The organism is Ruegeria sp. ABD4_443, assembly GCF_056160865.1.
On the sequence record NZ_JBSWYA010000001.1, the window covers coordinates 283,583 to 309,115 of the forward strand.

Here is a 25,533-nt window from a genome sequence, read left to right on the forward strand (position 1 = left end):
GGCATGTGTAAATCACTCTGATCGGATCAGGGCAGAAGAACCGGTGTTCGGTCCCCGGCGGCAAAGCGCCAAAGCACCGCCGGATACAGCTTGTGTTCCCAGGTCAAAACGCGCGCGGCAAGGGTATCGGGCGTGTCATCCGGCGCGATGTTCAACCGCGCCTGGCCAAGAATTGGGCCGTCATCCAGCGCCGCCGTGACCTCGTGCACAGAACAGCCATGTTCTGCATCCCCGGCCTGAATGGCGCGAGCATGAGTATTCAGGCCCTTGTATTTGGGCAGCAGGGATGGGTGGATATTCAGCATCCGTCCCTGAAAACGGGAAACGAAATCGGCGGTCAGAACGCGCATGAACCCGGCCAGGCAGACGATATCGGGCTGCGCCTGTTCGAGCGGCTTCAACAACTCGGCCTCGAAGGCGGCGCGATCTGCCCCAAAGGGCCGGTGATCGACGGATGCCGTCGGGATGCCGCGCGCGGCCGCCTTTTTCAACCCGCCCGCCTGCGCGTCATTGGACAGGACCAGACAGGGCCGCGCCGGGTGATCCCCGGTCATGCTGTCGACCAGCGACAGCATGTTCGACCCCCCGCCCGAAATCAGGATGGCGACGCGCTTATGGCTCACAGCAGCCGGCCCGAATAGGCAATACCTGCAGTGTCGGTGACGGTTCCAAGCCGCGAGACCGTTTCGCCCGCTTCGGTCAGCAAAGCGCTCAGCGCGTCCGCGCGGTCCGGCGCGCAGACGACGATCATGCCAATGCCGCAGTTGAAGGTCTTCAACATCTCGGCCTCGGCGATCCCGCCGGTTTCGGCCATCCAGCGGAAGACGGGCGGCAAGTCCCAGGCGTTCAGGTCAATCCCGGCGCCCAGCCCCTCGGGCAGGACGCGCGGAAGGTTTTCGGTCAGGCCACCACCGGTGATATGCGCCAGCGCATGCACGCCACCGGCCCGAATGGCCGCCAAAGCAGGTTTGACATAAAGCCGGGTCGGCGTTAGCAGCGCCTCGCCCAGCGATCCGGTGCCAAAGGGCGCGGTATCATCCCAGCCCAGCCCGGACAGATCGACCAGTTTGCGGACCAGCGAATAGCCGTTGGAATGCACCCCGTTCGATGCCAGCCCCAGCAGGACATCCCCCTGCGCAACATCCGCCGGCAAGGTCTCGCCTCGCTCCATCGCGCCGACCGAGAACCCGGCCAGGTCGAAATCGCCATCGGGGTACATTCCGGGCATCTCGGCGGTTTCGCCACCGATCAGCGCGCAGCCCGACTGGGCGCAGCCTTCGGCAATGCCTTCGATGATGCGGGCGGCGGTATCGGTGTCCAGCTTGCCGGTGGCAAAGTAGTCGAGAAAGAACAGCGGCTCGGCGCCCTGGCAGATCAGGTCGTTCACACACATCGCCACCAGGTCCACGCCGACCCCGTCCACGACGCCGGTATCAATCGCGATCCGCAGCTTGGTTCCCACGCCGTCGGTCGCGCCAACCAGAATCGGATCCGTGTATCCGGCCGCCTTGAGGTCGAACAATGCGCCAAACCCGCCAAGGCCGCTGGCCACGCCAGGGCGGTTTGTACGCTTGGCTGCTGGTTTGATCCTGTCCACCAGCGCATTGCCTGCATCGATATCAACGCCCGCGTCCGCATATGTGATGCCGTTCTTGCCCGCTGTCATGGCCATTCCCTCATGAGTGCTTTGCGGGCGGGTTAGTCGATTGTGCGCCTTGTTGCAACGGTCAGGCTTGACGCGGTCATTCATCGTGATACGCAAGGCGCTCAGGCGGGCCTGTAGCTCAATTGGTTAGAGCAGAGCGCTCATAACGCTTTGGTTGGGGGTTCGAGTCCCTCCGGGCCTACCAGTCAATTACCGCCCAATGATGATATCGGCGCACAATCCACCCAGGCGTTCGCTTTGGGCCAGCCGCAATGTGCCGCCATGGGCGCGGGCGATATCGGCCACGATCGCCAGGCCCAGCCCGACGCCGCTGCCCTGATTCTGATTGCGCGCGGGGTCGAGCCGGGTAAAGGGCCGTACCGCCTCGGACCGTTGCGCCACCGGGATGCCGGGGCCGTCATCCTCGACCCGGATGCGCACGGATTTGGGCGTCGATGTCAGGCTGATTTCAGCCCGGCTGCCGTATCGGACGGCGTTGCCGATCAGGTTTTCGACCGCGCGCTTGATGGCCGAGGGGCGCAGCATCGCGGTTCCTCCACCTTCAACCGACACCAGTTGAACGGCGCGCCCGGCACGGCGCGAATCCTCGGCGATATGGGTCAGCAGTATTTCCAGATCGACCTCTTCGGCCTCGCCCTCGGCTGCGCCGCGCGAAAAGTCGAGAAAGGCGTCCAGAAGGGACTGCATTTCCTTCACGTCTTCCAGCATTGGCCCGGCCTCGTCTTCGGGCAGCATGGCCAGCCCAAGCTTGAGCCGGGTCAACGGCGTCCGCAGGTCGTGGCTGACGCCCGACAGCATCAGCGTGCGCTGTTCGATCTGCCGTTCGATCCGCGCGCGCATGTCCAAAAAGGCGTTTCCCGCCGCCCGCACCTCGATCGCGCCGCTGGGCGCGTATGGCACCACCCTGCCCCGCCCAAAGGCCTGCGCCGCATCGGCAAGCCGCGTGATCGGACGCAGCTGGTTGCGCATGTAAAGAAACGAGATCGACGTCATGAGCACCGCGAAAAAGACCATTGTCACGATCAGTTGGTGCGGTGCCGCCGGGGACAGGCGACGCCGGTCAAAGGTCAGTTCAAGAACGCCAAGGTCGGTGTCCAGAAACAGGGTCGCCGCGCGGCTGCTGGGCAACGAGATATCCACAAGCCGGGGCAGCAGCGCGTACAGTTCCTCGGCCACTTGCGGCGCGATGAAATCATACCAGCGGCGCGCATCTATCTGCGGAGATTCGTTTGCATCCAGAAAACGGGCCTGCATCTGAAGCGCCGACAGATCAGGCCGCGCCGCAGCCAGCGCCTGTTGCTGCGTTTCCGCGCCCCGCATGACGCCGGTCACCAGAAGAACCTCGCGCGAGGCCGTCCGGGTCATCTGCGCCGTCACGTCCTCAAGATGCTTTTGCAGGAATGCCACCGCAACGACCAGCAACACCACCACGACCGGCAGGACCAGGATCAATGCAGCACGGGCATAGAGGCTGCGCGGCATATAGGGTTTGAGCCATCGCGAGGACATGCGCTAAACCTAGCGGGCTGCCCCGACAAGAGGAAGAGCCCAGAATGAACGCCCCTGACGATTTCAACCCTGTTGCCGGGCAGGCCATCGAATTGCAGCCGGGCCTGCGCCGCATTCTGGCGCCGAACCCGTCGCCAATGACTTATCGCGGGACCAACACCTATTTGCTGGGTACACGCGACATTGCCGTGATCGACCCCGGCCCCGCAAGCCAGCCGCACCTGACCGCGATTCTCGAAGCGCTGACGCCGGGACAGAGAATCAGCCACATTCTTGTCACCCACTCCCATCTTGACCATTCCCCGCTGGCGGCCCCCCTGTCCGCCCGCACCGGTGCGCCGATCCTGGCCTTTGGTGGGCCGCAGGCTGGGCGCAGCGCCGTGATGACCCGCCTTGCCGCCCAAGGTCTGGCCGGGGGCGGCGAAGGCATCGATACTGCGTTCCGGCCCGACATCGAACTGGCCGATGGCGAGGTGATTGAAACCCAAGACTGGTCTCTGGAAGTGATCCACACCCCCGGTCACCTGGGCAATCACATCGCGCTGGCCTGGGGGGATGTCTGCTTTACCGCCGATCACGTCATGGGCTGGGCAAGCTCTCTGGTCTCGCCGCCCGATGGCGATCTGACCGATTTCATGGAGGCCTGCCACCGCCTGCGCCGCCGCGACTGGCGCATCTTTCACGCCGGACATGGCGCGCCGGTCCAGGACCCCGCCGGGCGTCTGGAGTGGCTGATTCAACACCGAATGGGGCGCGAGGCGCAGATTCTTGATGCTCTGGCCCAGTCCAGCGGCACCGCCCGCGACCTGGCCGCGCGCATCTATACCGAAACGCCACCCGGCCTTTTGCCCGCCGCTGAACGCAACGTATTTGCCCACCTTGTTGATTTGGCAGGAAAATCCCAGGTCTCGGCCCAGGGCGATCTGTCTGCCGAGGCGGTGTTCATCCGCGATGCATAGTTTCGCAAAATTATCACTTTCGACGCGCTTCCCCTCTGGACGCCGAAAATCCGGATTGTTATACGCCCCGAAAGTTCCGGCGTAGCTCAGCGGTAGAGCAGTTGACTGTTAATCAATTGGTCGTAGGTTCGATCCCTACCGCCGGAGCCAATTTCCCCCAATATTGTCTGTTGTTTCAAAGCACTAGCCGCGTGCCCTTGAAAAATTCCGGGGACCGGCAAAAAATGTGCCGCGCCCTCTGGACGCGGCTGGGTCTGGTTGCTATACGGCGCGAACCGTTCCGGCGTAGCTCAGCGGTAGAGCAGTTGACTGTTAATCAATTGGTCGTAGGTTCGATCCCTACCGCCGGAGCCATTTCCCCCAGATTACCGGCCCTCACCCCGTCAGGGCGTCGCTGAAATCCTCGCGCAGCGTCCGTTTGAGAACCTTGCCGGTTGCATTCAACGGCAAGGCATCGACAAAGACGACCTTGTCGGGCACCTGCCAGTCGGCGATCTTGCCGCTAAAGAACTCGAGCAATTCGCTTTCGGTCGGGGTCGCGCCCTCGGCCCGGACGGCAACCAAAAGGGGGCGTTCGTCCCATTTGGGATGCGGCACGCCGATGACGGCGGCCGCCGCCAGCTTGGGATGCGCCACGGCGATGTTTTCCAACTCGACCGAGCTGATCCACTCGCCGCCAGACTTGATGATATCCTTGGTGCGGTCGCGGATCGTCATGTACCCGTCGGGGTCCAATGTGGCCACGTCGCCGGTGGCGAACCAGCCATCTTGCAGAATGTTCTGGTCCTGCATCTGGAAATAGCTGTCCAGAACCCAATGACCGCGCACCATCAGGTCGCCCTGGGTCTGCCCGTCATTGGGCAGTTGGACACCATCATCGTCAACGATCTTCAGCTCGACACCAAATGGCGGGCGGCCCTGGCTTTCGCGGATCTTGTGCTGTTCCTGGGGCGGCAGATTCATATGCTTGGCCAAGGGGTAGTTGGTTGTGCCCAGCGGGCTCATTTCGCTCATGCCCCAGGCATGAACCGTATCGACTCCATAGTCTTCGCGGAAGGTTGCCATCATGGATGGCGGGCAGGCCGCCCCCCCGATCACCGTGCGGTCAAGACTGGCCAGCCGGGTCCCCGATTTCGCCGCATGGGCCAACAGCCCCTGCCAGATCGTCGGCACCCCCATCGCAAGGGTAACGCCATAGGTGTCGATCAGGTTGACCAGCGCCTCGCCATGCAGGTCCGGGCCGGGCAACACCATCCGAGACCCCGACATGGCGCAGGCATAGGGTGACCCCCAGGCGTTGACGTGGAACATCGGCACGACGGGCATGACGACATCCATCGCCGAATACCCGATCACGTCGCGTGTATTGGATGCAAAGCTGTGCAGGACGGTCGAGCGGTGCGAATACAAAACACCCTTGGGATGCCCCGTCGTCCCCGAGGTATAGCACAGGCTGGACGCGGTGTTTTCGTCCAGGTCGGGCCAGGTGAAATCCTCGGCGCCGGATTGGATCAGTTCATCAAAGAACGCAACACCCGGCAGCTGTGCCACAACATCGTCATCGCGCGGCCCCATCAGGACAAAGTGGCGGGTCTCGGTCAGGTGCTCGCGGATCGCAGCCACCAGCGGGACAAAGGTGGCGTCAAAGAACAGAACCCGGTCCTTGGCGTGGTTCATGATATAGACCAGCTGTTCGGGAAACAGCCGGGGATTGATCGTGTGGCAAACAAAGCCCGCGCCAGAAGCCCCGTAATAGATTTCCAGATGCCGCCGGTTGTTCCAAGCCAGCGTGCCGACGCGGTCCTGCGGGTCCAGCCCAAGTTGGGTCAGCGCCGACCCCAGACGCCTGGCATTCACAGCAATCCCGGCCCAGTTGGTGGTCACCGCGCGGCCATCCGCCTCGACCGAGACAATCTCGGTTTCGCCGTGGTAGCGTTCGGCGTGGTCAATCAGCGACGAAATCAGCAATGGCTGCGTCATCATCTGTCCCAGCATGGGCATCCTCCCTGTGTCGGTGCCCTGGCTTTGGGCCGGCACCTGTTCGCGCCCTTGACCGTGACGCCGTGCCAGGGGCACGGCCCGTCGGTTCGGGCTAGTTCTTTCCCGAACCTGCCAAGCATTTAATTGTCTGACAATAAAAGAATGACCTGCCGCATAACGGCAGGTCATTTTCTTTGCCTCGTTTTTGCCCCGGTCTTTGCCCCACGGCAGCCGTCGGTGGGCGCCTGCCGGTCAGCCCCTGTGACGCAGGGCATACCCCACCAGGGCCGCGGTTGAACCATCCTTGCCGCTTGTATCCTGATCGCCATCCACGATCGGCCCCAGCGAGGTGGCCAGTTCCTTGCCCAGTTCAACGCCCCACTGATCGAACGAGTTGATGCCCAGCAGAACGCCTTCGACAAACACACGGTGTTCATACAAGGCAATGATCTGGCCCAGAACGAACGGGGTAAGCTTGGGATAGATCAGCGTCGTGGACGGCCTGTTTCCGGCAAATACCCGGTGGCGCGCCTGGCGATCCAGCTCTGCGCCCGTCAGGCCCTTTTCAGCCATGCGCGCGCGCGCCTCGTCCAGCGACCTTCCCCGCATCAGCGCCTCGGATTGGGCCAGGCAATTGGCCAGCAACAGGCGATGGTGATGGGCCAGTTCAGGCTCGTGCCCTTCGGCGGCAACCATGAATTCGCACGGGATCACATCCGTACCCTGGTGGATAAGCTGGTAAAAGGCGTGCTGACCATTGGTCCCCGGCTCGCCCCAGACCACCGGGCCAGACGGAAGGGTCAGCTGCGCGCCGTCCATTTGCACCGACTTGCCGTTCGATTCCATCTCGAGCTGTTGGAAATAGGCTGCCAGCCGCAGCAGTCGCTGATCATAGGGCAACACCGCGCGGCTGGCATGGGTCAGCACCTGACGGTGCCAGATGCCGACCAGTGCCAGCAGGACCGGCAGGTTCTCGGACCATTCGGCGGAACGGAAATGCAGGTCCATGGCCTGACCGCCCCGCAAAAAGGCATCAAAGGCGTTGGACCCCACCGCGATCATGACCGGCAGGCCGACCGGCCCCCAGACCGAGTAGCGCCCACCAACCCAATCGGCAAAACCGAACACGCGCGACGCGGGGATGCCAAAGGCCTGCGTTTTGTCCAACGCGCTTGAAACCGCGGCAAATTGCTGAGCAGGATCGCCGCCCCCTTCCTGCATCCATGCGCGCGCGGTGCGGGCATTCGTCATGGTTTCAATCGTGGTAAACGTCTTGGACGCAACGATGACCAGCGTTCGGGTCGGGTCCAGCAGCCGCAGCGTATCGGCGATATGGGCGCCATCGACATTCGAGACATAATGCACCCGTGGGCCGTCATGATACGGCGCCAACGCATGGGTCGCCATCACCGGCCCCAGATCAGACCCGCCAATACCGATATTGACGATATCGGTAAGGCTGCCCCCTGCCCCCTTTGCCGCGCCTCCGCGAATCTCTTCGGCGAAAACGCGCATCCGTTGCAACGTATCCAGAACGTCCGGCATGACGTCCTGCCCGTCGACATGAACCGCGCCACCGTCTAGGTTGCGCAATGCGGTGTGCAGCACGGCGCGGCCCTCGGTTTCATTGATCTTTTCGCCCGCAAACATCGCTGCGCGGCGCGCGCCCAGACCGGCCTCGTCGCACAGCCCGATCAGCGCATCGCGGATGTCATCGTCGATGCCCGTCTTGGAATAGTCGAACAGCATGTCACCCGCGGTGGCCGAAAAGCGGCTGGCCCGCTTGGGGTCGGCGGCAAAAAGATCAAGGATGTGGCGGTCGGCATGGGCGGCGGCCAGGGTCTTGAGGGTTTCCAGTTTCATTTCACTTACTCCGCCCAATGTACGGTCATACCGCTGAGAACTGCACCTATCGGGGCTTCTTCGGGTGGCAGGCTCAGCGCCCGGTCCAGTGCGTCCCGCTTGGCCGCGCCAAAGATGACCAGGTGTTTGGACAGGGCCCCGTCCAGAACCGGACCCGAAAGCGAAATCCGCGGTTCTGGCTGAACCTCGGTCCGGGCCACGACCAGGGGCGGCGCGTGACTGTCCAGCGCCGCGGCAAGGCCGCTCATACCGGGAAACAGGGATGCGGTATGCATGTCTTCGCCCATGCCCAACACCAAAACCGACAGCGGCAGAACCGGCGCGATCACGGCCTCGATCTCGGGCAGCGCATCTTCGGGCGCGGTGCCCGGCAGGTAAAGCGGGATGTAATGTGCCGTCGCGGCGCGCCCGGTCAGCAGGCGTTCGCGGATCAGGCGCTCGTTCGACCGGTCGCTGTCTGCGGGCACGCACCGTTCGTCGGTGGGCAGCACGCGCACCCGGTCCCAGTCCAGGTCAGCGGCGCACAGCCCATCGAAAATCGGGCCGGGCGTGGTTCCGCCGGGCACGGCAAATGCCACGGTGTCGTGATGCAACAATGCCGCCTTAATCTGACCTGCCAGAACATTCGCCACATCGATGGCCAGCATGTCCCGGTCGGCATATTCCACAATATTCATGGCTTGATCCCTTGCCAGTGGCGACCGTCGCGTTTCATCAGCAGCTCGGCGTCGCCGGGTCCGGTGCTGCCGCTGTCATAAGGTTTCGGCACATCGCCGCGCGCCTGCCAGCCGGCAATGATCGGATCGACCCAGGCCCAGGCGGCTTCGACCTCGTCGCCGCGCATGAACAGGGTCTGGTTGCCCCGGATCACATCCATCACCAGCCGCTCATAGGCGTCGGGCGGCGTGTCACTGTCGGGGCCCAGGGCCTCGGCAAAGCTCATGTCCAGCGGCACATCGACCAGGCGCATACCGCCAGGGCCCGGTTCCTTGATGGTCACCTTCAGGGTGATCCCTTCGTTGGGTTGCAACCGGATCGACAGGGCATTGGCATGCCGTCCGGCCGCCGCGCCAAAGATCGAATGCGGGGCGTCCTTGAACAGCACGTTGATGACCGAGGACCGCGCCACCAGACGCTTGCCTGTCCGCAAATAGAACGGGGTTCCTGCCCATCGCCAGTTGCTGACATGCGCGCGCAGCGCCACATAGCTTTCGGTTGCCGACCTGGGGTTGCCGACGACATCGCGATAGCCGGGACCGTCCGTCCCCGCGCCAAACTGGCCGCGCACGATATGATGCGGCTCGACCGGGTCCAGCGCGCGGATAACTTTTAGCTTTTCGTCCCGCACCGCGTCCGGGTCGAACTTGGCCGGTGGCTCCATCGCGATCAGGCATAGCAGCTGCATCAGGTGGTTCTGCATCATGTCACGCATGGCCCCGGCGCGGTCATAATAATCTTCGCGCCCGTCGATCCCGACCGTTTCGGCAACCGTGATCTGGATATGATCCACATATTGGCTGTTCCACAGCGGCTCGAACAGCATGTTGCCAAAGCGGACAGCCATCAGGTTCTGCACCGTTTCCTTGCCCAGGTAATGGTCGATCCGGTAGATTTGGCTTTCGTCGAAATGGGCGGCCAGGGTCGCGTTCAGCGCGCGAGAGCTTTCAAGATCGTGGCCAAACGGTTTTTCGACCACGATCCGGGTCTTGTCGGTCGCCAGGTTATGCGCCTGTATCCTGGTGGCAAGCGGCGCAAACAACCCCGGCCCGACCGAGAAATAAAACGCCCGGACCCGCGCATTGTCCAAAAGGCCCGCCAACCGATCCCATCCCGCATCGGACAGCGCATCCAGACGCACAAACCCGACCCGCTGCAGAAACGCGTCCAAAGCATCGCCGTTGCGGGCCAGATCGGGCGCAAAGCTGCGCAGCGACTTGGCGACAACGGCCTGAAACCCGGCGCGGTCAAGATCGCCGCGCGCGGCCCCGATCACCTGGGCATCGCGCGGCCACTGGCCAGCGCAAAACCGACGAAACAGCGCCGGCATGATCTTGCGCTGCGCAAGATCGCCCGTTCCGCCGAAAATGATCAGATCGAAAGGATCGACCGGGATGACACGAGAAACCATAGCCCGTCCATATCTCTACTGCGTGCGCATGTCCAATGTTAGCGCAATCATTTTTCCATTTCCCCGCGAAAACACCGCGGCGTTCAAAACTCTGTCAGCATCGCCCTGCGGACCTTAACTTGTCTGCGCCCCGGGGCTAAGTGTGTCCGGTGGCATCAGGAAACCGGACGCGGACATGAAAGACAACGCCCCTCAGCCTGCCAATATGGGCAAGTTTCAAAACAGGTTGGTGACAGCCGACGGACAGGCCCGCGCCTCGGTGCCGCTGCGCGATGCGCAGACGCTGTGGTTCAACACCGGCACCCTGTGCAACATCGAATGCCGCAACTGCTATATCGACAGCAGCCCCAGCAACGATGCGCTGGTTTACATCACCACGCCCGAGGTCACCGATTTTCTGGACCAGATCGAAGCCCGCAACTGGCCGGTTCAGGAAATCGGCCTGACCGGGGGCGAGCCGTTCATGAACCCGGACATCATCGACATGACCCGCGCCGCCCTTGCGCGCGGCTATGCGGTACTGATCCTGACCAATGCGATGTCACCGATGATGCGCCCCCGGATGCGCGACGGGTTGCTGGACCTGCACAAGACCTTTGGCAACCGGCTGACGCTGCGCATTTCCGTCGATCATTACCGGCCCGGCCTGCATGACGAGGAACGCGGCACGGGAAGTTTCGCCAAGACCTTGGCGGGGATGAAATGGCTTGGGGATCATGGGATCAACATGGCCATTGCCGGACGCACGGTATGGGGCGAAGCCGAGGCCGAAAGCCGCGCGGGATATGCCGCGTTCTTTGCCGAACACGGGTTCGACATCGACGCGCATGACCCCGGTCAGACGGTCCTGTTCCCTGAAATGGACGAGACCGTCGAAGTCCCCGAGATCACCACCGCCTGCTGGGATATTCTTGGCAAATCCCCCGATACGGTCATGTGTGCGACTGCGCGCATGGTGGTCAAACGCAAGGGTGCGGCCCGCCCTGCTGTTCTGGCCTGCACGCTGCTGCCTTATGACACGGCGTTTGAAATGGGCAGCACCCTGGCCGAGGCCGAGGATGACGTGTTTCTGAACCACCCGCATTGCGCAAAATTCTGCGTCCTGGGCGGGGCAAGCTGTTCGGGTTAGTTCACCCGGAATTCACCCACCATGTTGCGCCACTCGCCCGGCGCGATCATCTTGCGATGCGTATACCGGACAGAATGCAGCGGGCCGTCGATTTCCCGCTGCCAGAATTCAATGAAATCAAACAGCTTTGGGTGGTCGGGCGCCAGGTCGTATTCCTGCCAGATAAACGTGTTGAGGACATGGATATAGTCCGGCATGTGATAGAAGAATTCAGCGGTGGTCAGCCCATAGCCCTTGAGCATAAGTTCGGTTTCGCTTCGCTCCATTCAGACCTCCAATTTTTCAAAAGGTCTCTTCAGGGTAACACCGAAAAACTCTAACAGTTATATAACAATATGTTACCGGTTGGTTGCCCGGCGATTGCGCAACAAATCTGCTGCTTGCTTGCACCTTATGTGCCGGGTCTGATAAGGTACATCCACAAGATATAGAGTCTGCACAAAGAACGGGCAGTTTACGTGAGCGATACGCCAGAAATCCCCGAAAACATGGATGAAACCCCGCCAGAGCGCCCCGTCTATGACGGTCCGACGGTGTCCATCGAATCCGAGATGCGCACGTCCTATCTGGATTATGCCATGTCGGTTATCGTCAGCCGCGCGATCCCCGATTTGCGCGACGGGCTGAAACCGGTGCACCGGCGCATCCTATATGCGATGCATGAAACCGGGAACACGCATGACAAGGCCTATCGCAAATCGGCCCGTCCGGTTGGCGACGTGATGGGTAAGTACCACCCGCATGGCGACAGTGCGATTTATGACGCGCTGGTGCGGATGGCGCAGGATTTCTCGATGTCGCTGCCGCTGCTGGATGGTCAGGGCAACTTTGGCTCGATGGACGGCGATAACCCGGCGGCCATGCGGTATACCGAAGTGCGGATGGACAAACCCGCCGCTGCCCTGCTGGCCGATATTGAAAAAGAAACGGTCGATTTTCAGGACAACTATGACGGCAAGGACCGGGAACCGACGGTCCTGCCCGCCCGTTTCCCGAACATGCTGGTCAACGGTGCCGGTGGTATTGCCGTGGGTATGGCCACGAATATCCCGCCGCACAATCTGGGTGAGGTGGTCGACGCCACGCTGGCGCTGATCGACGACCCCGATCTGACCTCGGAACAGCTGATCGAATACGTGCCCGGCCCCGACTTTCCGACCGGTGGCGTCATGCTGGGCCGGTCCGGCGCGCGCAAGGCGTATCTTGAGGGGCGCGGCAGCGTCATCATCCGCGCCAAGACCCGCGTCGAAGAACTGCGCAAGGACCGTTATGCCATCATCGTGGACGAGATCCCGTATCAGGTGAACAAGGCCTCGATGATCGAAAAGATCGCCGAAGCGGTGCGTGAAAAGCGGATCGAGGGCGTATCCCACGTTCAGGACGAATCCGACCGGAACGGTGTGCGCGTCGTGGTCGAGTTGAAACGCGACGCGACACCAGAGGTGGTGCTGAACCAGCTATATCGCTTCTCGCCGATGCAAACATCCTTTGGCTGCAACATGCTGGCCCTTAACGGTGGCCGGCCCGAGCAACTGACCCTGCGCCGGTTCCTGACATCCTTCATCGACTTCCGCGAGGATGTCGTCGCCCGCCGCACCGCATACGATCTGCGCAAGGCGCGCGAACGCAGCCACATCCTGTGTGGTCTGGCCGTGGCGGTGTCGAATGTGGACGAGGTGGTTGCCACCATCCGGTCGTCGGCGGACGCGGCGCAAGCGCGCGAAAAGCTGATGACCCGCCGTTGGCCAGCATCCGAGATCGAAGGTTATCTGCGCCTGATCGACGATCCGCTGTCCAAGATGAACGACGACGGCACCTATAACCTGACCGAGGTTCAGGCCCGCGCGATCCTGGAACTGCGCCTGCAACGCCTGACCCAACTGGGCGTCAAAGAGGTCACGGACGAGCTGGAGGAGCTGGCCGCCAAGATCAAGGAATACCTGGATATTCTGTCGTCGCGCGAACGCATCATGGGCATCATCGCCGATGAGCTGCGCAGCGTCCGCGAGCAATTCGCCGTCGACCGCCGCACACAGATCGTCGACTGGTCCGGCGACATGGAAGACGAGGACCTGATCGAACGCGAGGACATGGTCGTGACTGTCACCTCGGGCGGTTACATCAAGCGCACGCCGCTGGCCGATTTCCGGGCGCAGAAGCGTGGCGGCAAGGGCCTGTCGGGGATGCAGACCAAGGAAGAGGACGTGGTCACCACCCTCTTCGTCGCAAACACGCATACCCAGCTTTTGTTCTTCACCACCGACGGGATGGTCTACAAGCTCAAGACCTGGCGCCTGCCGCAATCGGGGCGCACCGGCAAGGGCAAGGCGATCGTCAACATCCTGCCGATCCCGACCGGAGTTTCCATCGCGGCCATCATGCCCGTGGATGTGCCGGATGAAGAATGGGAAAACCTGCAGATCGTCTTTGCCACCAGCGCCGGTGACGTGCGCCGGAACGCGCTGAGCGATTTCACCAATGTCAAACGCAACGGCAAGATCGCAATGGACCTGCCCGAAGGCGTGGAACTGGTGAATGCGCGCATCTGTTCAGAAGACGACGACGTGATGCTGGTCACTAATTCGGGCCGCGCGATCCGGTTCCAGACGACGGCTGTTCGGGTCTTCAAGGGCCGTAAATCGACAGGTGTGCGCGGCATCAAGCTGACCAATGGCGACCGGGTTGTCTCGATGTCCGTGATCCGCCATTTCGAGGCGACCTCGGACGAGCGTGCCGCCTATCTCAAGATGCGCCGCCTGATGGCAGGCGTCACCGAAGAGGCCGAGGCGGACGAAGATGAAGGCAATGCCGACAGCGTGCTGCCTCAGGAACGCTATGCCGAGATGTCCGCCGCCGAGAACCTGATCCTGACCATCACCACGGGCGGCGCGGGCAAGCTGAGCTCCAGCCACGATTACCCGGTCCGCGGACGCGGCGGCGTGGGCGTTGCGGCAATGGACAAGGCGATGCGCGGCGGCGAGTTGGTGGCCTCGTTCCCGGTCGAAATCGACGACCAGATCATGCTGGCCACGTCCAAAGGGCAATCGATCCGTGTTCCGGTTGATGGCATCTCGTTCCGGTCGCGCAGCGCGGGCGGCGTCAAGGTGTTCAACACCGGCAAAAACGAAGAGGTCGTCAGCGTCGCCTGGATCGCCGATCAGGGCGATGAGGACGAGGCCGAAGAGTAACCTTGGCCGAAAGAAAATGTTGAACGGGGGCAGAGTAACTCTGCCCCCTTTTTCTTTCTACATCAGGTAGTTGTTGAAAAACGCGATGGTTCGCTTCCAGGCCAGCTTGGCCGCCACCTCGTCATATCTGGGGGTGGTGTCGTTGTGAAAACCGTGATTCACATCCGGATAGAAATGCACGCTGAACTTTTTCTGGTTTGCTTCCAGCGCCTCGGAATAGGCGGGCCAACCGGCATTTATCCGTTCGTCCAGACCTGCGTAATGGATCAATAACGGCGCCTGGATCGCGGGCACATCCTCGGCCACGGGCTGGCGGCCATAGAACGGGACCGAGGCCGCAAGGTCCGGGTAAGCCACGGCCAGCGCATTGCAGACCCCGCCGCCATAACAGAACCCGACCGCGCCGACCTTGCCAGTCGATCCTTCAAGATCGCGCAGGTATTCAAAGGCTGCAAAGAAATCGGCCATCAGCTTTTCGCGATCCATCGACCCCTGCATTTCGCGCCCCTTGTCATCGGTGCCCGGATAACCGCCAAGCGGCGACAGGCCATCCGGTCCGAAAGCCAGGAACCCGGCCTTGGCCGTACGCCGGACCACGTCTTGGATATAGGGGTTGAGCCCGCGGTTTTCGTGCACCACCAGCACGGCCGGAAGCCTGCCTTGGGCGTTTGCCGGTTTGGCCATAAGTCCGCTGACCGCGCCATGGCCTTCGGGGCTTTGGAATTCAACAATCGCGGTCTCGATTTCCGGGTCATCCGGCGCGACCTGCTGCGCCCAGGCGTAATTGGGTTGCAATTCTTCCAGGATCATTGCGCCGGTCACCCCGGCGGCAGTGAATTTTCCGGCTTTCGAAATGAACGCGCGCTTGGTCATCTTGCCATGCACGTAACCATCGAAAATTTCCAGGATCCTGGGGTCGAAATCACTTGCTTTCTTGCGGGCTGTTCCAGTCATCGGGATCTCCCATCGATGCTACAGGTGCCGCTATTCTATCGCAATTTCGTCGTGGGACGTACTTACAATCCGTAAAGCCCGCCGAACTTCTGTTCCAGGTAGGTCAGCAAGGGCTCTGGCCCAGGCTCGATGCCGCTGGCGCGCTGTATCACCTCGCGCGGGGCATAAAGCCCGCCGAATTGCTGCACATTCTCGCGCAGCCATTTTGTGGCGCCAGAGGTGTCGCCACGGGCCAGTTGAGCATCCAGATCAGGGATCGCGGCGCGCAAAGCCTGGTTGAGGCACCCGGCATAGACATTGCCAAGGGAATAGGTCGGGAAATATCCGAACAGACCCACGGACCAATGCACATCCTGCAGGCACCCATTCGAGGGTTTGTCGACCGCATAACCGAAATCGGCCTTGAACCGGTCATTCCACGCCCCCTCAAGATCAGCGACCTGCAAATCGCCCGCCATCAGGGCGCGTTCCAGGTCAAAACGCAGCATGATATGCAGGTTGTACTGCACCTCGTCCGCCTCGGTGCGGATATAGCCGTTATGGACACGGTTCACGGTGGCATAGAATGCGTCGGCCTCGGTGATGCCGAAATCGCCAAATGCCGTTTTCATCTGTTCGAACAACCAGCCGGTAAAGGCGCGCGACCGGCCCAGTTGGTTTTCATAGATGCGGCTTTGGCTTTCATGCACGCCCATCGAAACGCCGCGCCCCAGAGGCGTCAGCAGGTAATCGCGGTCGATCCCCTGTTCATAGGCGGCGTGGCCGACCTCGTGAATGGTGGAATAGAAACAGTTGAACGGGTCGGTTTCGCTGGTTCGTGTGGTGATGCGCACATCCAGGCCACTGCCCGAGCTGAACGGGTGCACGGCCTTGTCCACACGGCCGTAGTTCAGGTCATAGCCGAACGCAACCGCCAGTTTCTGCGACAGGCGCATCTGGGTCAGTTCGTCAAAGTGGCCAGTCAGCGCCGCGGGTTCGGGGCGGTCCAGTACAGCCGCCCGCAACGCCACCAGCCGGGGGCGCATGGCGTCGAAAATCGCCGCGATCTGGGCGCCGGTCGTATAGGGCTCGTAATCCTCGACCATGGCGTCATAGATGTCACCGCCCTGCGCCAAGGCCGCGCCTTCCTGGCGTTTCAGCGAGACAACTTCTTGCAGCACAGGCAGGAAGGCGGCGACATCTTCGTCCGCCCGCGCCTGCGCCCATTTCCCCTGGGCGGCCGAAGTGACACGGGCAATCGCCGTCGCCAGATCGGCGGGCACCTTTACCGCGCGCTCATAGGAACGGCGGATTTCGCGCAGTTGCGCTTTGCCGGCCGCATCCTGCGGGGCGGCCTGTTCCAGCCATTCGGCGACCCGAGGGTCCGACCGGCGCGCATGGAGAACGGCCTCGATCGCGGCCATTTCCTCGGCCCGTTGGGGCGCTGCGCCGCGCGGCATCACGGTTTCCTGGTCCCAGCCCAACCGCCCGGCAATCTGGCCCAGGGCCGAGGTTTCGCGCTGAAAGGTCATCAGCTTGTCGAATGCAGTCATGGGGTCACGCTCCGCGCAGAGAGGTTGCGATGGGATAGGCCGTCAGGAACCGGGCCCGCAGGATCAGGGTCCAGACGATGACCGCCACGAACTGGTGGAAAATCGCGATCTGCCAGGGGGCGCCGTAGACCACGGTCAGAATGCCGACAACCACCTGCAGCGACAGCGCCGCAAAGGCCGCGTTGAAGGCAAACCGGGTTTGTGGATGCGCGCTGGCCCCGCCCCGCCGCCAGACGATGAGGCCAAAGATGAACAGCAGATATCCCGCACAGCGATGGATGAACTGGACCAGGCCGGGGCTTTCGAAGAAGTTGCGCCACATCGGATCAAACATCGTGGCATCGGGCGGCAGCACCTGTCCGCCGATCAACGGCCAGTCGGTATAAGACCGCCCGGCGTCGATACCCGCGACGAGCGCGCCAATGAGTATTTGCAAAAAGGCGAAATGCATGAGGCCGGTGGACAGCGAGAACAGCTTTGCCTCTTTAGCGCGGCGGGCCTGCATCAAATCGCGTTCCTCGCGCCCCAGCATCAGGATGTACCAGGCCAGGAAACCGAGGATGACAAAGGCCAGGCCCAGATGCACCGCCAGGCGGTAACTGGCAACGGCGGTCATGCCTTCGCCCTGTGTCACGCCCGAGGCGACCATCCACCATCCGACGGCCCCCTGAACCGCGCCAAGCGCGCCTGGGATGGCAAGACGACCCGCCCAACCAGGAGGTATCTTGCGGGCGGCAAGGAAGCCGAAAAAGCCGATTGCCCAGACGAGGCCAATGACCCGGCCAAGCTGACGGTGGCCCCATTCCCACCAGTAGATCGACTTGAAATCATCCAGTTCCATCCACTGGTTCTGGATGCGCCACTGGTCGATTTCCTTGTATTTGTCGAATTCGGCCTGCCACTCGGCTTGGGTCATCGGCGGGATGGCCCCGGTGACCGGGCGCCATTCGGTGATCGAGAGGCCGCTATCGGTCAGGCGGGTCAGCCCGCCCACGGCAATCATCACGACGACCAGGGCAAACAGGATCATCAGCCAGGCGCGGATCGCACCGCGTGCACCGCCGCGCCCGCGGTCGATCATGCCGGGCTGAACCGCCTGTTGCTTCTCGGTGTCCGAGACCTCTTGGAAGATGCTGCGCTTACCGCTCATGCTGTCCTCATGTCCTGATTTCGTCGCAAGCTAGGCCGCAAGCAAGGTCAGGTCCAGCCTTAGCCCCTGTCTTTCCAGCGGACCATCTGCCGCATGATCCCGTGCAGCATCTGCACATCCGCCCGCGTCATCCGCATCCGCGACCACAGGTTGCGCAGGTTGGTTTTCATGCCCTCGGCCTTTTCGGGCGGATAAAAGAACCCGGCCTCTTCCAGCCGATCCTCGTAATGTTCGACCAGCTTTTCGACCTCGATCCCCGTGGCCCAGTCGCCCTTGCCCAGATCTGTGGCCTCGTGCACCACATCGCCGGTCTGGCGCATCCACTCATAGGCAGTCAGCAACACACATTGCCCAAGGTTCAGCGAGGCGTATTCCGGATTTACCGGTACCGAGATGATGGCATTGGCCTTGGCGATATCTTCATTTTCAAGCCCGGCCCGTTCGGGGCCGAACAGCACCGCCACCTTTTCGCCTGCCGCAACCTTTTCGGCCGCCAATTGCATCGCGCGTTCGGGGCTGTAGACCGGTTTGGTCAGCCCGCGTTGCCGGGCGGTGGTAGCAAAGACAAAGGTGCTGTCGGCCAGCGACCCTGCCAGGTCGTCAAAAAGCTGCGCCTCGTCCAGCAACCGCCCTGCCCCGCTGGACATCGCCACCGCCTTGGGGTTGGGCCAGCCGTCACGCGGGGCCACGATCCGCATCCGGTCGAGCCCGAAATTCCACATCGCGCGCGCGGCGGCGCCGATGTTTTCACCCATCTGCGGGCGCACGAGCACAAAGGACGGTTGGGGCTGATCGCTGGGCATGGGTCACTCCGAAAACTGGCCATGCTGTAATCGGGGCGCTGCCGCAGGGCAAGGCCGCGCCCGCCCCTTTGGGGCCCAAAAGACCGGGTTGGGGGCTAATAAGTTTGCTTCCCCGCCGCAATCCGCTAAACCGCGCGCAGAACCGACAGCCGAAGGACGCGCCCATGGATACCCCCGAGCAGCCGCAGATTTACCTGATCACGCCTCCGACCATCGCGCTGAGCAGCTTTCCCGAGCAGTTGGCCCGCGTTCTGGACGGGGCCGAGATCGCCTGTATCCGGCTGGCCCTGGCGGGCAGTGACGAAGACACCATCGCCCGTGCGGCGGATGCCTGCCGCGAGGTGGCGCATGCGCGCGATGTGGCCATCGTGATTTCGAACCATGTCCTGTTGGCACAGCGGTTGGGGCTGGACGGGGTGCATCTGGATGACGCGGCCCGGTCGGTTCGCGCCGCCCGCAAAGAGTTGGGGGCCGATGCCATCGTTGGCAGTTTCTGCGGCACCTCCAGCCATGACGGGATGTCGGCGGGTGAAAGCGGCGCGGATTACGTCGCGTTCGGCCCGGTGGGTCAGGCCGGTCTGGGCGATGGTACACGGGCGGAACAGGACCTGTTCCAGTGGTGGTCAGAGATGATCGAGGTACCGGTTGTCGCCGAAGGTGCGCTGACCCCGGAGCTGGTCCGGGACCTTTCTCCTTGTACCGATTTCTTTGGCATCGGCACTGAAATCTGGTCTGCCGAAGACCCGCTGGCCACGTTGAAATCCCTGGTGTCGGGGCTGGGCTAGGCCAGAACGACCGGGGCCAGAAGCCAATAGAGGCCGATGGCCGCGATCAGCATGGATGCGAGTACGGCCACGCGCCCGCGCAGGCGGTGCGACCGTTGCGTTGGAACTGTCACGGACACGAATGCCAGTGTCGACACTGCGGTCAGGGCCAGCAAGGCCCCGCCCCCATAGGCCAGCAGAGCCTGGGTCGCGCGGTCCGGTGGCACGCCGATTCGCGCCAGCCCGTCGAACAGGATGACCCCGTGCGGAATGGCCAGCACAAAGACCGCCACCACCCGCAGACCACTGAACCGACTGACAAACAGGTTCCAAACCGCCAGCAACACGATCCCGGTCGGCACCGCCAGAACCGCGGTCGGCATGGCGATGACCTGCAGCCCCATGACGCGCAGCACCATGGCCAGCGCAATGCCCGCCGCAAAGGCCAGCATCTGCGCGGCAAAGGGCAAAACCCTGAGCGACAGAAACACCAGTGCCAGACCAAAAAGAACCTGTTGCACGCCATCCGAAAAGACCCAGGCCACGCCCTTGGGAAAGAAGCTTTTCAGCGTTTCACGGGCGTCCAGCGCCGCGCCCCCGTTCAACGGGATCAGCGGGCTGGTCTGCCCGCCCGCCAGATACCCGGTATAAGGCGCCGCGACCTGTTGTTGACGCAGGATCAGGGCGCCGTGCCCTGCGGGCCAGGTCAGGCGCATGCCGCCTGCCCCCTCGGGCACGGGTGCGGTCAGCAACACGCGCGAGATACGCGCGATTTGCGGGTCGCCCACCACCGGGATGCGCACCCCTTCATAGGACAATTGCGCCGCATCCCCGATCTGAACCTGCAAGGATTGCATCCATGGCTTTACGAAATCGCGGACCAGCGGTTCCAGCTCGGACGAGACCGTTTTGCGCAATGCGTTGTACCGGCTGACCTTCTTTTCATCGGCATCAGCAAACAGGGTATCGGGGCGCAGCCCGGCCAAGAACGCCTCGGCATTCATGCTGATTTCCAGAAACAGGGTTTCACCGTCCACGCGAAAATCAATGATGGTGGGCGGGGCGGTTTGGGACACGGCCCGGCCCGGCACGGCACCCAGGGAAATTGCCAAACCCAGTAACAGCAGCGCCGCGCGCAAAACCGCGACCCAACCGCGTCGACCAGCCATGTGCCGCGTACCGCCTATGACAAAAACCAGATCACCATGGGTTGAGATTGTCAGCCCGAACCGCGCCAATGACAAGGGCAAATCCGGGCCCGTCCCGGACCCGCCAGCGATACCGGCTTGTGCAGGTTCCGGCTTGCACGGGCCGTTGGGCTGCGGCATGACAGCAGGATGACAGAGAAAAGCGAAATATTGTGCATCGGATCGGTCCTGTGGGATGTGATCGGTCGGTCCGCAAGCGCGATGCGCCAGGGGTCGGATGTGCCCGGCCGCATCACCCGCCTGCCCGGCGGGGTTGCCATGAATATCGCCATGACGCTGGTGCGGTTTGGCATGACGCCGACCCTGCTGACCGCGATTGGCCGCGACCCCGAGGGTGACGAGTTGATCCATGCCTGCGCACGGCTGGGCATGAACACGGACCATGTCTATCGGTCCCAGGACCTGCCGACAGACCGCTATATGGCGGTCGAAGGCGCAAATGGCCTGATCGCGGCGATTGCCGATGCGCATTCGCTTGAGGCGGCGGGGGCCAAGATCCTGCGCCCGCTGCTGCACGGGCCGCTGGGCTTTGAAAATACGCCGTTTGCCGGGCCGATTGCGCTGGATGGGAACCTGACGCTGGACCTGCTGGAAGAGATCGCGCAAAGCCCGGCCTTTGCGCTGGCTGACCTGCGCGTGGCTCCGGCCTCGCCCGGCAAGGCGGAAAGGCTGTTGCCGTTTCTCAAACATGCCCGCGCAACGCTTTACGTGAACCTCGAAGAAGCCGGGATTTTGTGCCAGCGCGAATTCGCCGGTTCCGAAAGCGCCGCCAAGGGGTTGTTGGACAGGGGCGCATTGCGGGTCCTGGTGACCGACGGCGGCAGATCCGCAACCGTCGGCGGACCCCAAGGTGTGCTGACGCAGACCCCGCCATCTGTCCTTGTCACACGGGTGACAGGTGCAGGCGATACCTTCATGGCCGCCCATATTGCCGCCGAGGCAAATGGCGCCGCCACCGATGCCGCCCTGTCCCGCGCCCTGCACGCCGCAGCAACCTATGTATCCGGAGAAACTCCACTGTGATCGACATCCAATATTCGACCGAGGTCCGCGCGGCCAAGGAAAACGGCACCCCAATCGTGGCGCTTGAAAGCACCATCATCACCCATGGCATGCCCTATCCGCAAAATGTCGAAGTCGCCGCCCTGGTCGAACAGGACATTCGCGATGCAGGGGCCGTTCCCGCGACCATGGCCGTCATCCAGGGCCGGCTGCATGTCGGGTTAGAACCGGATCAGCTGCAGGCCCTGGGCACCGCCCAGGATGTGTCCAAGATTTCGCGCGCCGATATGGCCGCCTGCATTGCCAGCCGGGGCACCGGCGCCACCACGGTTGCCGCAACCATGATCGCCGCCCATTTCGCCGGGATCGAGGTCTTTGCCACCGGCGGTATCGGCGGGGTCCATCAGGGCGCGGAAACGACCTTTGACATCTCGGCCGACCTGCACGAGCTGGGGCAGACCCCCGTCACGGTCGTGGCGGCCGGGGCCAAGGCAATCCTGGACCTGGCCAAAACGCTCGAAGTGCTGGAAACCCTGGGCGTGCCGGTCATTGCCTATGGACAGGATGCGTTTCCGGCATTCTGGTCTTCGCAATCCTCGCTGGACGCGCCCTTGCGAATGGACAGCGCCGCCCAGATCGCACAGGCCCACGCGACGCGTCGGGCGCTGGGGCTGCCCGGCGGGCAATTGGTGGCGAACCCCATACCCCAGGACGACCAGATCCCGGCCGAGGAACTGGCCCCGATCATTGCCGCGGCCCAGGCGGATGCCGACGCCCATCGCATCACCGGCAAGGCCGTGACCCCTTATCTGCTGCAACGGATATTCGAGCTGACCGAAGGCCGGTCACTGGTGGCCAATATCGCGCTGGTCCGGAACAACGCCCGTCTTGCAGCAGCAATCGCACAGGCATTGCCAAAAAACCGGTAAATGGCGCTGTCCTATTGTACCGTCACAGCAGACTGATTAACTGATTCCGCAAACCGCTCGGATCTGAAATGAACACACCGTTTGACCAAGAACCCCAACGCGGCCCCGGGCTGTTCGCCGGGCTGCGCGCGTCGTTCCTGACCGGGATCGTGGTCATCGCGCCCGTTTGGCTGACGATCTGGCTGATCTGGTCCGTGGTCGGTTGGATCGACAGTGCGGTCCTTCCCCTGATCCCGCAGCGGTTTCAGCCCGAGCAATATGTCGGCATAAACCTGCGCGGTGTCGGGGTTGTCATTTTCCTGATCTTCACGGTCATCGTCGGATGGGTGGCCAAGGGGATCCTGGGGCGGTCTCTGATCCATTTCGCCGAAAGCCTGGTCAACCGGATGCCGGTCATCCGGTCGATCTATTCCGGCATCAAGCAGATATCAGAAACCGTATTCGCCCAGACCGAGCGGTCCTTCGAAAAGGCCTGTCTGGTCCAGTATCCGCGCCGTGGCATCTGGGCCATCGGCTTTGTGTCGACCACGGCACGCGGAGAGGTCAGCCAGCGCGCCGAAACCGGCGGTGAATTGCTGAGCATTTTCATCCCGACAACACCGAACCCGACATCCGGCTTTTTGCTGTTCTTTCCCGCCGAAGACGTCATCATCCTGGACATGAGCATCGAGGACGCGGCCAAGCTGGTCATCTCGGCCGGGCTTGTCTATCCCAACGAAAAAGACCCCACGACCCCGCCCGAGTGATCATCCGAACATGTCCGGAAGATCAACGGTGCTGCGATCGCCCAGATCCGCCTTGTGGTGATGCAGGAACCGGTCGGCCGCCAATTGGCCTGCCTGTTTCAAACTGTTCAGAATGATTGGGTTCGGCACCGTCTTGGTTGCCACCGACAGGCTGTTCATCAGCGCGTCATCGGCAATCATATGTACCAGAACGCGGCTCATCTCGCCCGCCTTCAGCTTGCCCTCGCGCAGCAGGCGCTGCACAAAACTGATGGCGCGCAATTCGCGCAGCAACGAAGAATTGAAACTGATCTCGTTGATCCGGTTCTGAATCTGCTGCGGCGTCTTTGGGATTTCATCGCGTTCCAGCGGGTTGATGTTCACGATGACCACATCGTCGGGCAGATCATCTTCGAACAGCGGGTACAGCGCCGGGTTCCCGGTATAGCCGCCATCCCAATACGCCTCGGTCCGACCTGAATCGGGGTCAAAAATCTCGACAGCTTTGAACAGGCTCGGCAAACAGGCCGAGGCAAGAATGGCATCCGTTGACACCTCGTGTCCGGTAAAGATCCGTATCTTGCCGCTGCGCACGCAGGTTGCACAAATGAACAGCTGGGGGCCTTGCGTGGCGCAAACGTGGTCAAAATCGAACTGGTCCACGACTGAGGTCAGCGGGTTTTGGTAAAATGGGCCATAGGCATAGGGCGAAACCATGCGCAACCACGCATCGGCGAGGGTATAGGGCACCGAATATTCCATGGCCCGCGCAACGTGGCCAGGAACAACACCCTGCATCCAGGCCGCCATCTGAGGGTCGTCCAACGCCCCCATACGCGACCACAATTGGTTCAGGTTTTCCCGCGCGCCCTTGCGCCCTGCCCTGACCATGCCAGACTTGAACGCAGCCCCGTTCAACGCCCCGGCCGAGGTGCCGGTGATGGCCGCCACCTCGATGTCGTCCTCATCCAGCAACCGGTCCAGTACGCCCCAGGTAAAGGCCCCATGCGCCCCGCCCCCCTGAAGCGCCAGATTGATCCGCTTCACAATGCCGTCCAGCCACCATCGACCGAGATCGTCGTTCCGGTGATCTGGGCCGCCGCGTCCGAGCACAGGAAGACCGTGGTGCCCCCCAGTTGCTCGACCGTCGCAAACTCTTTCGAGGGTTGCCGTTCCAGCATGACATTCTTGATCACGTCTTCGCGGCTCATGTCATATTCTTTCATCGTGTCGGGGATTTGCGCCTCGACCAGGGGGGTCAGGACATAGCCCGGACAGATCGCGTTGCAGGTGATCGGTTCCTGCGCGGTTTCCAGCGCGACGGTCTTGGTCATCCCGACCACGCCATGCTTGGCCGATACATAAGCTGCCTTGTAAGGCGATGCCGTCAGCCCGTGCGCCGAGGCGATGTTGACGATCCGGCCCCATCCGGCCTTGCGCATCATCGGCAGGGCCGCCGCCGTCGTATGAAAGGCCGAATTCATATTGATCGCGATGATCGCGTCCCACTTGTCGACCGGGAACTGGTCGATCGGGGCGACGTGCTGGATACCGGCATTGTTGACCAGAATATCGCAGGCCCCGGCCTGTTCGATCAGCGCGCGGCATTCCGCGCCCTTGGACATGTCCGCCTTGATATAGCGCGCGCTTGTTCCGGTCTCGGCAGCGATTTCGGCCGCCAGCGCGTGATCTTCATCCCGGTCGGTAAAAGAATTCAGAACGACGTCGGCCCCGGCCCTGGCAAGCTCGCGCGCGACACCCAATCCGATACCCGAGTTCGATCCGGTGATGATTGCAGTCTTTCCCGACAAGCCCATATCAGCTCTCCAATTGGTCCAGTTTCGCCTCCACCTTGCCATGCTGCACCTGCAAAGAAAACGGGAAATCTTCGCAGGTCACGCCATTCGAAGACCGTCAAATTTTCGGGAAAACCGCCCCGGCGCACCGCCAAAAAAAACGCCCGCACGAAGCGGGCGTTAAGTTATTGAGGCAGGTTTCATACAGGCAAGAAACCTATCGAGCAGTGCGTCCTTTATAAGCAATT

Annotated in this window: 22 protein-coding genes and 3 tRNA genes; 10 read left to right on the forward strand and 15 right to left on the reverse strand. The window is 62.3% G+C overall.

Annotation, left to right across the window (positions count from 1 at the left end):
• Nucleotides 1-26: 26 nt before the first annotated feature.
• A complete protein-coding gene (purN, locus tag ACXAG8_RS01435) occupies nucleotides 27-623 on the reverse strand; it encodes a phosphoribosylglycinamide formyltransferase (protein WP_475221548.1) in 597 nt (198 codons plus the stop codon).
• Nucleotides 620-1,666, reverse strand: a complete 1,047-nt coding sequence (purM, locus tag ACXAG8_RS01440; RefSeq protein WP_475221550.1) for a phosphoribosylformylglycinamidine cyclo-ligase — start codon at nucleotides 1,664-1,666, stop codon at nucleotides 620-622. The genes purN and purM overlap by 4 nt, the downstream gene beginning before the upstream one ends.
• A gap of 107 nt (nucleotides 1,667-1,773) precedes the next feature.
• Between purM and ACXAG8_RS01445 the strand changes: the two genes are divergently transcribed.
• Nucleotides 1,774-1,850: transfer RNA gene (locus ACXAG8_RS01445), tRNA-Ile, on the forward strand.
• Nucleotides 1,851-1,855: 5 nt separating this feature from the next.
• Here the strand turns inward: ACXAG8_RS01445 and ACXAG8_RS01450 are convergent.
• Nucleotides 1,856-3,175, reverse strand: a complete 1,320-nt coding sequence (locus ACXAG8_RS01450; RefSeq protein WP_475221552.1) for an ATP-binding protein — start codon at nucleotides 3,173-3,175, stop codon at nucleotides 1,856-1,858.
• Between the two features lie 44 nt (nucleotides 3,176-3,219).
• Between ACXAG8_RS01450 and ACXAG8_RS01455 the strand changes: the two genes are divergently transcribed.
• The 3 genes from ACXAG8_RS01455 (at nucleotide 3,220) to ACXAG8_RS01465 (ending at nucleotide 4,488) form a co-directional block, all read left to right on the forward strand.
• Nucleotides 3,220-4,134, forward strand: coding sequence for an MBL fold metallo-hydrolase (locus ACXAG8_RS01455; protein WP_475221553.1), 915 nt, complete (start codon nucleotides 3,220-3,222; stop codon nucleotides 4,132-4,134).
• A 75-nt stretch (nucleotides 4,135-4,209) separates the two neighbouring features.
• Nucleotides 4,210-4,284: transfer RNA gene (locus ACXAG8_RS01460), tRNA-Asn, on the forward strand.
• Nucleotides 4,285-4,413: 129 nt separating this feature from the next.
• Nucleotides 4,414-4,488: transfer RNA gene (locus ACXAG8_RS01465), tRNA-Asn, on the forward strand.
• A gap of 21 nt (nucleotides 4,489-4,509) precedes the next feature.
• On the opposite strand, the gene ACXAG8_RS01470 is transcribed toward ACXAG8_RS01465, so the two are convergent.
• From ACXAG8_RS01470 to zwf, 4 genes are all read right to left on the reverse strand, one after another.
• Nucleotides 4,510-6,129, reverse strand: coding sequence for a long-chain-fatty-acid--CoA ligase (locus tag ACXAG8_RS01470; RefSeq protein ID WP_475221556.1), 1,620 nt, complete (start codon nucleotides 6,127-6,129; stop codon nucleotides 4,510-4,512).
• Nucleotides 6,130-6,366: 237 nt separating this feature from the next.
• A complete protein-coding gene (gene pgi, locus ACXAG8_RS01475; protein WP_475221558.1) occupies nucleotides 6,367-7,977 on the reverse strand; it encodes a glucose-6-phosphate isomerase in 1,611 nt (536 codons plus the stop codon).
• A 5-nt stretch (nucleotides 7,978-7,982) separates the two neighbouring features.
• Nucleotides 7,983-8,654: a 6-phosphogluconolactonase gene (pgl, locus tag ACXAG8_RS01480; protein WP_475221560.1), complete on the reverse strand. Its 672-nt coding sequence runs from the start codon at nucleotides 8,652-8,654 to the stop codon at nucleotides 7,983-7,985.
• The gene (zwf, locus tag ACXAG8_RS01485) at nucleotides 8,651-10,105 is read right to left on the reverse strand and encodes a glucose-6-phosphate dehydrogenase (protein ID WP_475221561.1); all 1,455 of its coding nucleotides are present in this window, start codon (nucleotides 10,103-10,105) and stop codon (nucleotides 8,651-8,653) included. Before zwf ends, pgl begins: the two co-directional genes overlap by 4 nt.
• A gap of 175 nt (nucleotides 10,106-10,280) precedes the next feature.
• On the opposite strand from zwf, the gene ACXAG8_RS01490 reads away from it, so the two are divergent.
• Nucleotides 10,281-11,234 (forward strand): radical SAM protein, encoded by a 954-nt coding sequence (locus ACXAG8_RS01490; protein ID WP_475221564.1) that lies wholly within the window; start codon nucleotides 10,281-10,283, stop codon nucleotides 11,232-11,234.
• Here the strand turns inward: ACXAG8_RS01490 and ACXAG8_RS01495 are convergent.
• Nucleotides 11,231-11,500, reverse strand: coding sequence for an usg protein (locus ACXAG8_RS01495; protein ID WP_475221565.1), 270 nt, complete (start codon nucleotides 11,498-11,500; stop codon nucleotides 11,231-11,233). The two genes, ACXAG8_RS01490 and ACXAG8_RS01495, sit on opposite strands and share 4 nt — an antisense overlap.
• A gap of 222 nt (nucleotides 11,501-11,722) precedes the next feature.
• On the opposite strand from ACXAG8_RS01495, the gene gyrA reads away from it, so the two are divergent.
• A complete protein-coding gene (gene gyrA, locus ACXAG8_RS01500; protein ID WP_475222394.1) occupies nucleotides 11,723-14,422 on the forward strand; it encodes a DNA gyrase subunit A in 2,700 nt (899 codons plus the stop codon).
• Nucleotides 14,423-14,479: 57 nt separating this feature from the next.
• On the opposite strand, the gene yghX is transcribed toward gyrA, so the two are convergent.
• The 4 genes from yghX to ACXAG8_RS01520 form a co-directional block, all read right to left on the reverse strand.
• Nucleotides 14,480-15,376 (reverse strand): YghX family hydrolase, encoded by an 897-nt coding sequence (gene yghX, locus ACXAG8_RS01505; protein WP_475221566.1) that lies wholly within the window; start codon nucleotides 15,374-15,376, stop codon nucleotides 14,480-14,482.
• Between the two features lie 62 nt (nucleotides 15,377-15,438).
• Entirely contained in the window at nucleotides 15,439-16,908 is a 1,470-nt protein-coding gene (locus ACXAG8_RS01510) for a carboxypeptidase M32 (RefSeq protein WP_475221568.1), read from the reverse strand.
• Nucleotides 16,909-16,912: 4 nt separating this feature from the next.
• Nucleotides 16,913-18,058 (reverse strand): heme A synthase, encoded by a 1,146-nt coding sequence (gene ctaA, locus ACXAG8_RS01515; protein WP_475221569.1) that lies wholly within the window; start codon nucleotides 18,056-18,058, stop codon nucleotides 16,913-16,915.
• 59 nt (nucleotides 18,059-18,117) lie between these two features.
• Nucleotides 18,118-18,861, reverse strand: coding sequence for an RNA methyltransferase (locus ACXAG8_RS01520; protein ID WP_475221571.1), 744 nt, complete (start codon nucleotides 18,859-18,861; stop codon nucleotides 18,118-18,120).
• 164 nt (nucleotides 18,862-19,025) lie between these two features.
• On the opposite strand from ACXAG8_RS01520, the gene ACXAG8_RS01525 reads away from it, so the two are divergent.
• A complete protein-coding gene (locus ACXAG8_RS01525; protein WP_475221572.1) occupies nucleotides 19,026-19,646 on the forward strand; it encodes a thiamine phosphate synthase in 621 nt (206 codons plus the stop codon).
• On the opposite strand, the gene ACXAG8_RS01530 is transcribed toward ACXAG8_RS01525, so the two are convergent.
• On the reverse strand, nucleotides 19,643-20,953 hold the full coding sequence (locus tag ACXAG8_RS01530; protein ID WP_475221573.1) for a HupE/UreJ family protein: 1,311 nt from the start codon (nucleotides 20,951-20,953) through the stop codon (nucleotides 19,643-19,645). The genes ACXAG8_RS01525 and ACXAG8_RS01530 overlap by 4 nt on opposite strands.
• Before the next feature lie 9 nt (nucleotides 20,954-20,962).
• Between ACXAG8_RS01530 and ACXAG8_RS01535 the strand changes: the two genes are divergently transcribed.
• From ACXAG8_RS01535 to ACXAG8_RS01545, 3 genes are all read left to right on the forward strand, one after another.
• Entirely contained in the window at nucleotides 20,963-21,856 is an 894-nt protein-coding gene (locus ACXAG8_RS01535; protein ID WP_475221574.1) for a PfkB family carbohydrate kinase, read from the forward strand.
• Nucleotides 21,853-22,764 (forward strand): pseudouridine-5'-phosphate glycosidase, encoded by a 912-nt coding sequence (locus tag ACXAG8_RS01540; RefSeq protein WP_475221575.1) that lies wholly within the window; start codon nucleotides 21,853-21,855, stop codon nucleotides 22,762-22,764. The genes ACXAG8_RS01535 and ACXAG8_RS01540 overlap by 4 nt, the downstream gene beginning before the upstream one ends.
• A gap of 68 nt (nucleotides 22,765-22,832) precedes the next feature.
• The gene (locus ACXAG8_RS01545; RefSeq protein WP_475221576.1) at nucleotides 22,833-23,510 is read left to right on the forward strand and encodes a DUF502 domain-containing protein; all 678 of its coding nucleotides are present in this window, start codon (nucleotides 22,833-22,835) and stop codon (nucleotides 23,508-23,510) included.
• Here the strand turns inward: ACXAG8_RS01545 and ACXAG8_RS01550 are convergent, their stop codons facing one another.
• Nucleotides 23,511-24,539, reverse strand: a complete 1,029-nt coding sequence (locus ACXAG8_RS01550; RefSeq protein ID WP_475222396.1) for a patatin-like phospholipase family protein — start codon at nucleotides 24,537-24,539, stop codon at nucleotides 23,511-23,513.
• Entirely contained in the window at nucleotides 24,533-25,306 is a 774-nt protein-coding gene (locus ACXAG8_RS01555) for a 3-hydroxybutyrate dehydrogenase (protein WP_475221577.1), read from the reverse strand. Before ACXAG8_RS01555 ends, ACXAG8_RS01550 begins: the two co-directional genes overlap by 7 nt.
• Nucleotides 25,307-25,533: the final 227 nt, after the last annotated feature.

Excerpts from the sequence above, each read along its gene's own strand:
- purM (WP_475221550.1), bottom strand. The coding sequence starts at position 1,666 with ATGACAGCGGGCAAGAACGGCATCACATATGCGGACGCGGGCGTTGAT.
- ACXAG8_RS01450 (WP_475221552.1), bottom strand. The coding sequence starts at position 3,175 with ATGTCCTCGCGATGGCTCAAACCCTATATGCCGCGCAGCCTCTATGCC.
- ACXAG8_RS01455 (WP_475221553.1), top strand. The coding sequence starts at position 3,220 with ATGAACGCCCCTGACGATTTCAACCCTGTTGCCGGGCAGGCCATCGAA.
- ACXAG8_RS01470 (WP_475221556.1), bottom strand. The coding sequence starts at position 6,129 with ATGCTGGGACAGATGATGACGCAGCCATTGCTGATTTCGTCGCTGATT.
- pgi (WP_475221558.1), bottom strand. The coding sequence starts at position 7,977 with ATGAAACTGGAAACCCTCAAGACCCTGGCCGCCGCCCATGCCGACCGC.
- pgl (WP_475221560.1), bottom strand. The coding sequence starts at position 8,654 with ATGAATATTGTGGAATATGCCGACCGGGACATGCTGGCCATCGATGTG.
- zwf (WP_475221561.1), bottom strand. The coding sequence starts at position 10,105 with ATGGTTTCTCGTGTCATCCCGGTCGATCCTTTCGATCTGATCATTTTC.
- ACXAG8_RS01490 (WP_475221564.1), top strand. The coding sequence starts at position 10,281 with ATGAAAGACAACGCCCCTCAGCCTGCCAATATGGGCAAGTTTCAAAAC.
- ACXAG8_RS01495 (WP_475221565.1), bottom strand. The coding sequence starts at position 11,500 with ATGGAGCGAAGCGAAACCGAACTTATGCTCAAGGGCTATGGGCTGACC.
- gyrA (WP_475222394.1), top strand. The coding sequence starts at position 11,723 with ATGGATGAAACCCCGCCAGAGCGCCCCGTCTATGACGGTCCGACGGTG.
- yghX (WP_475221566.1), bottom strand. The coding sequence starts at position 15,376 with ATGACTGGAACAGCCCGCAAGAAAGCAAGTGATTTCGACCCCAGGATC.
- ACXAG8_RS01510 (WP_475221568.1), bottom strand. The coding sequence starts at position 16,908 with ATGACTGCATTCGACAAGCTGATGACCTTTCAGCGCGAAACCTCGGCC.
- ctaA (WP_475221569.1), bottom strand. The coding sequence starts at position 18,058 with ATGAGCGGTAAGCGCAGCATCTTCCAAGAGGTCTCGGACACCGAGAAG.
- ACXAG8_RS01520 (WP_475221571.1), bottom strand. The coding sequence starts at position 18,861 with ATGCCCAGCGATCAGCCCCAACCGTCCTTTGTGCTCGTGCGCCCGCAG.
- ACXAG8_RS01525 (WP_475221572.1), top strand. The coding sequence starts at position 19,026 with ATGGATACCCCCGAGCAGCCGCAGATTTACCTGATCACGCCTCCGACC.
- ACXAG8_RS01530 (WP_475221573.1), bottom strand. The coding sequence starts at position 20,953 with ATGCCGCAGCCCAACGGCCCGTGCAAGCCGGAACCTGCACAAGCCGGT.
- ACXAG8_RS01535 (WP_475221574.1), top strand. The coding sequence starts at position 20,963 with ATGACAGAGAAAAGCGAAATATTGTGCATCGGATCGGTCCTGTGGGAT.
- ACXAG8_RS01545 (WP_475221576.1), top strand. The coding sequence starts at position 22,833 with ATGAACACACCGTTTGACCAAGAACCCCAACGCGGCCCCGGGCTGTTC.
- ACXAG8_RS01555 (WP_475221577.1), bottom strand. The coding sequence starts at position 25,306 with ATGGGCTTGTCGGGAAAGACTGCAATCATCACCGGATCGAACTCGGGT.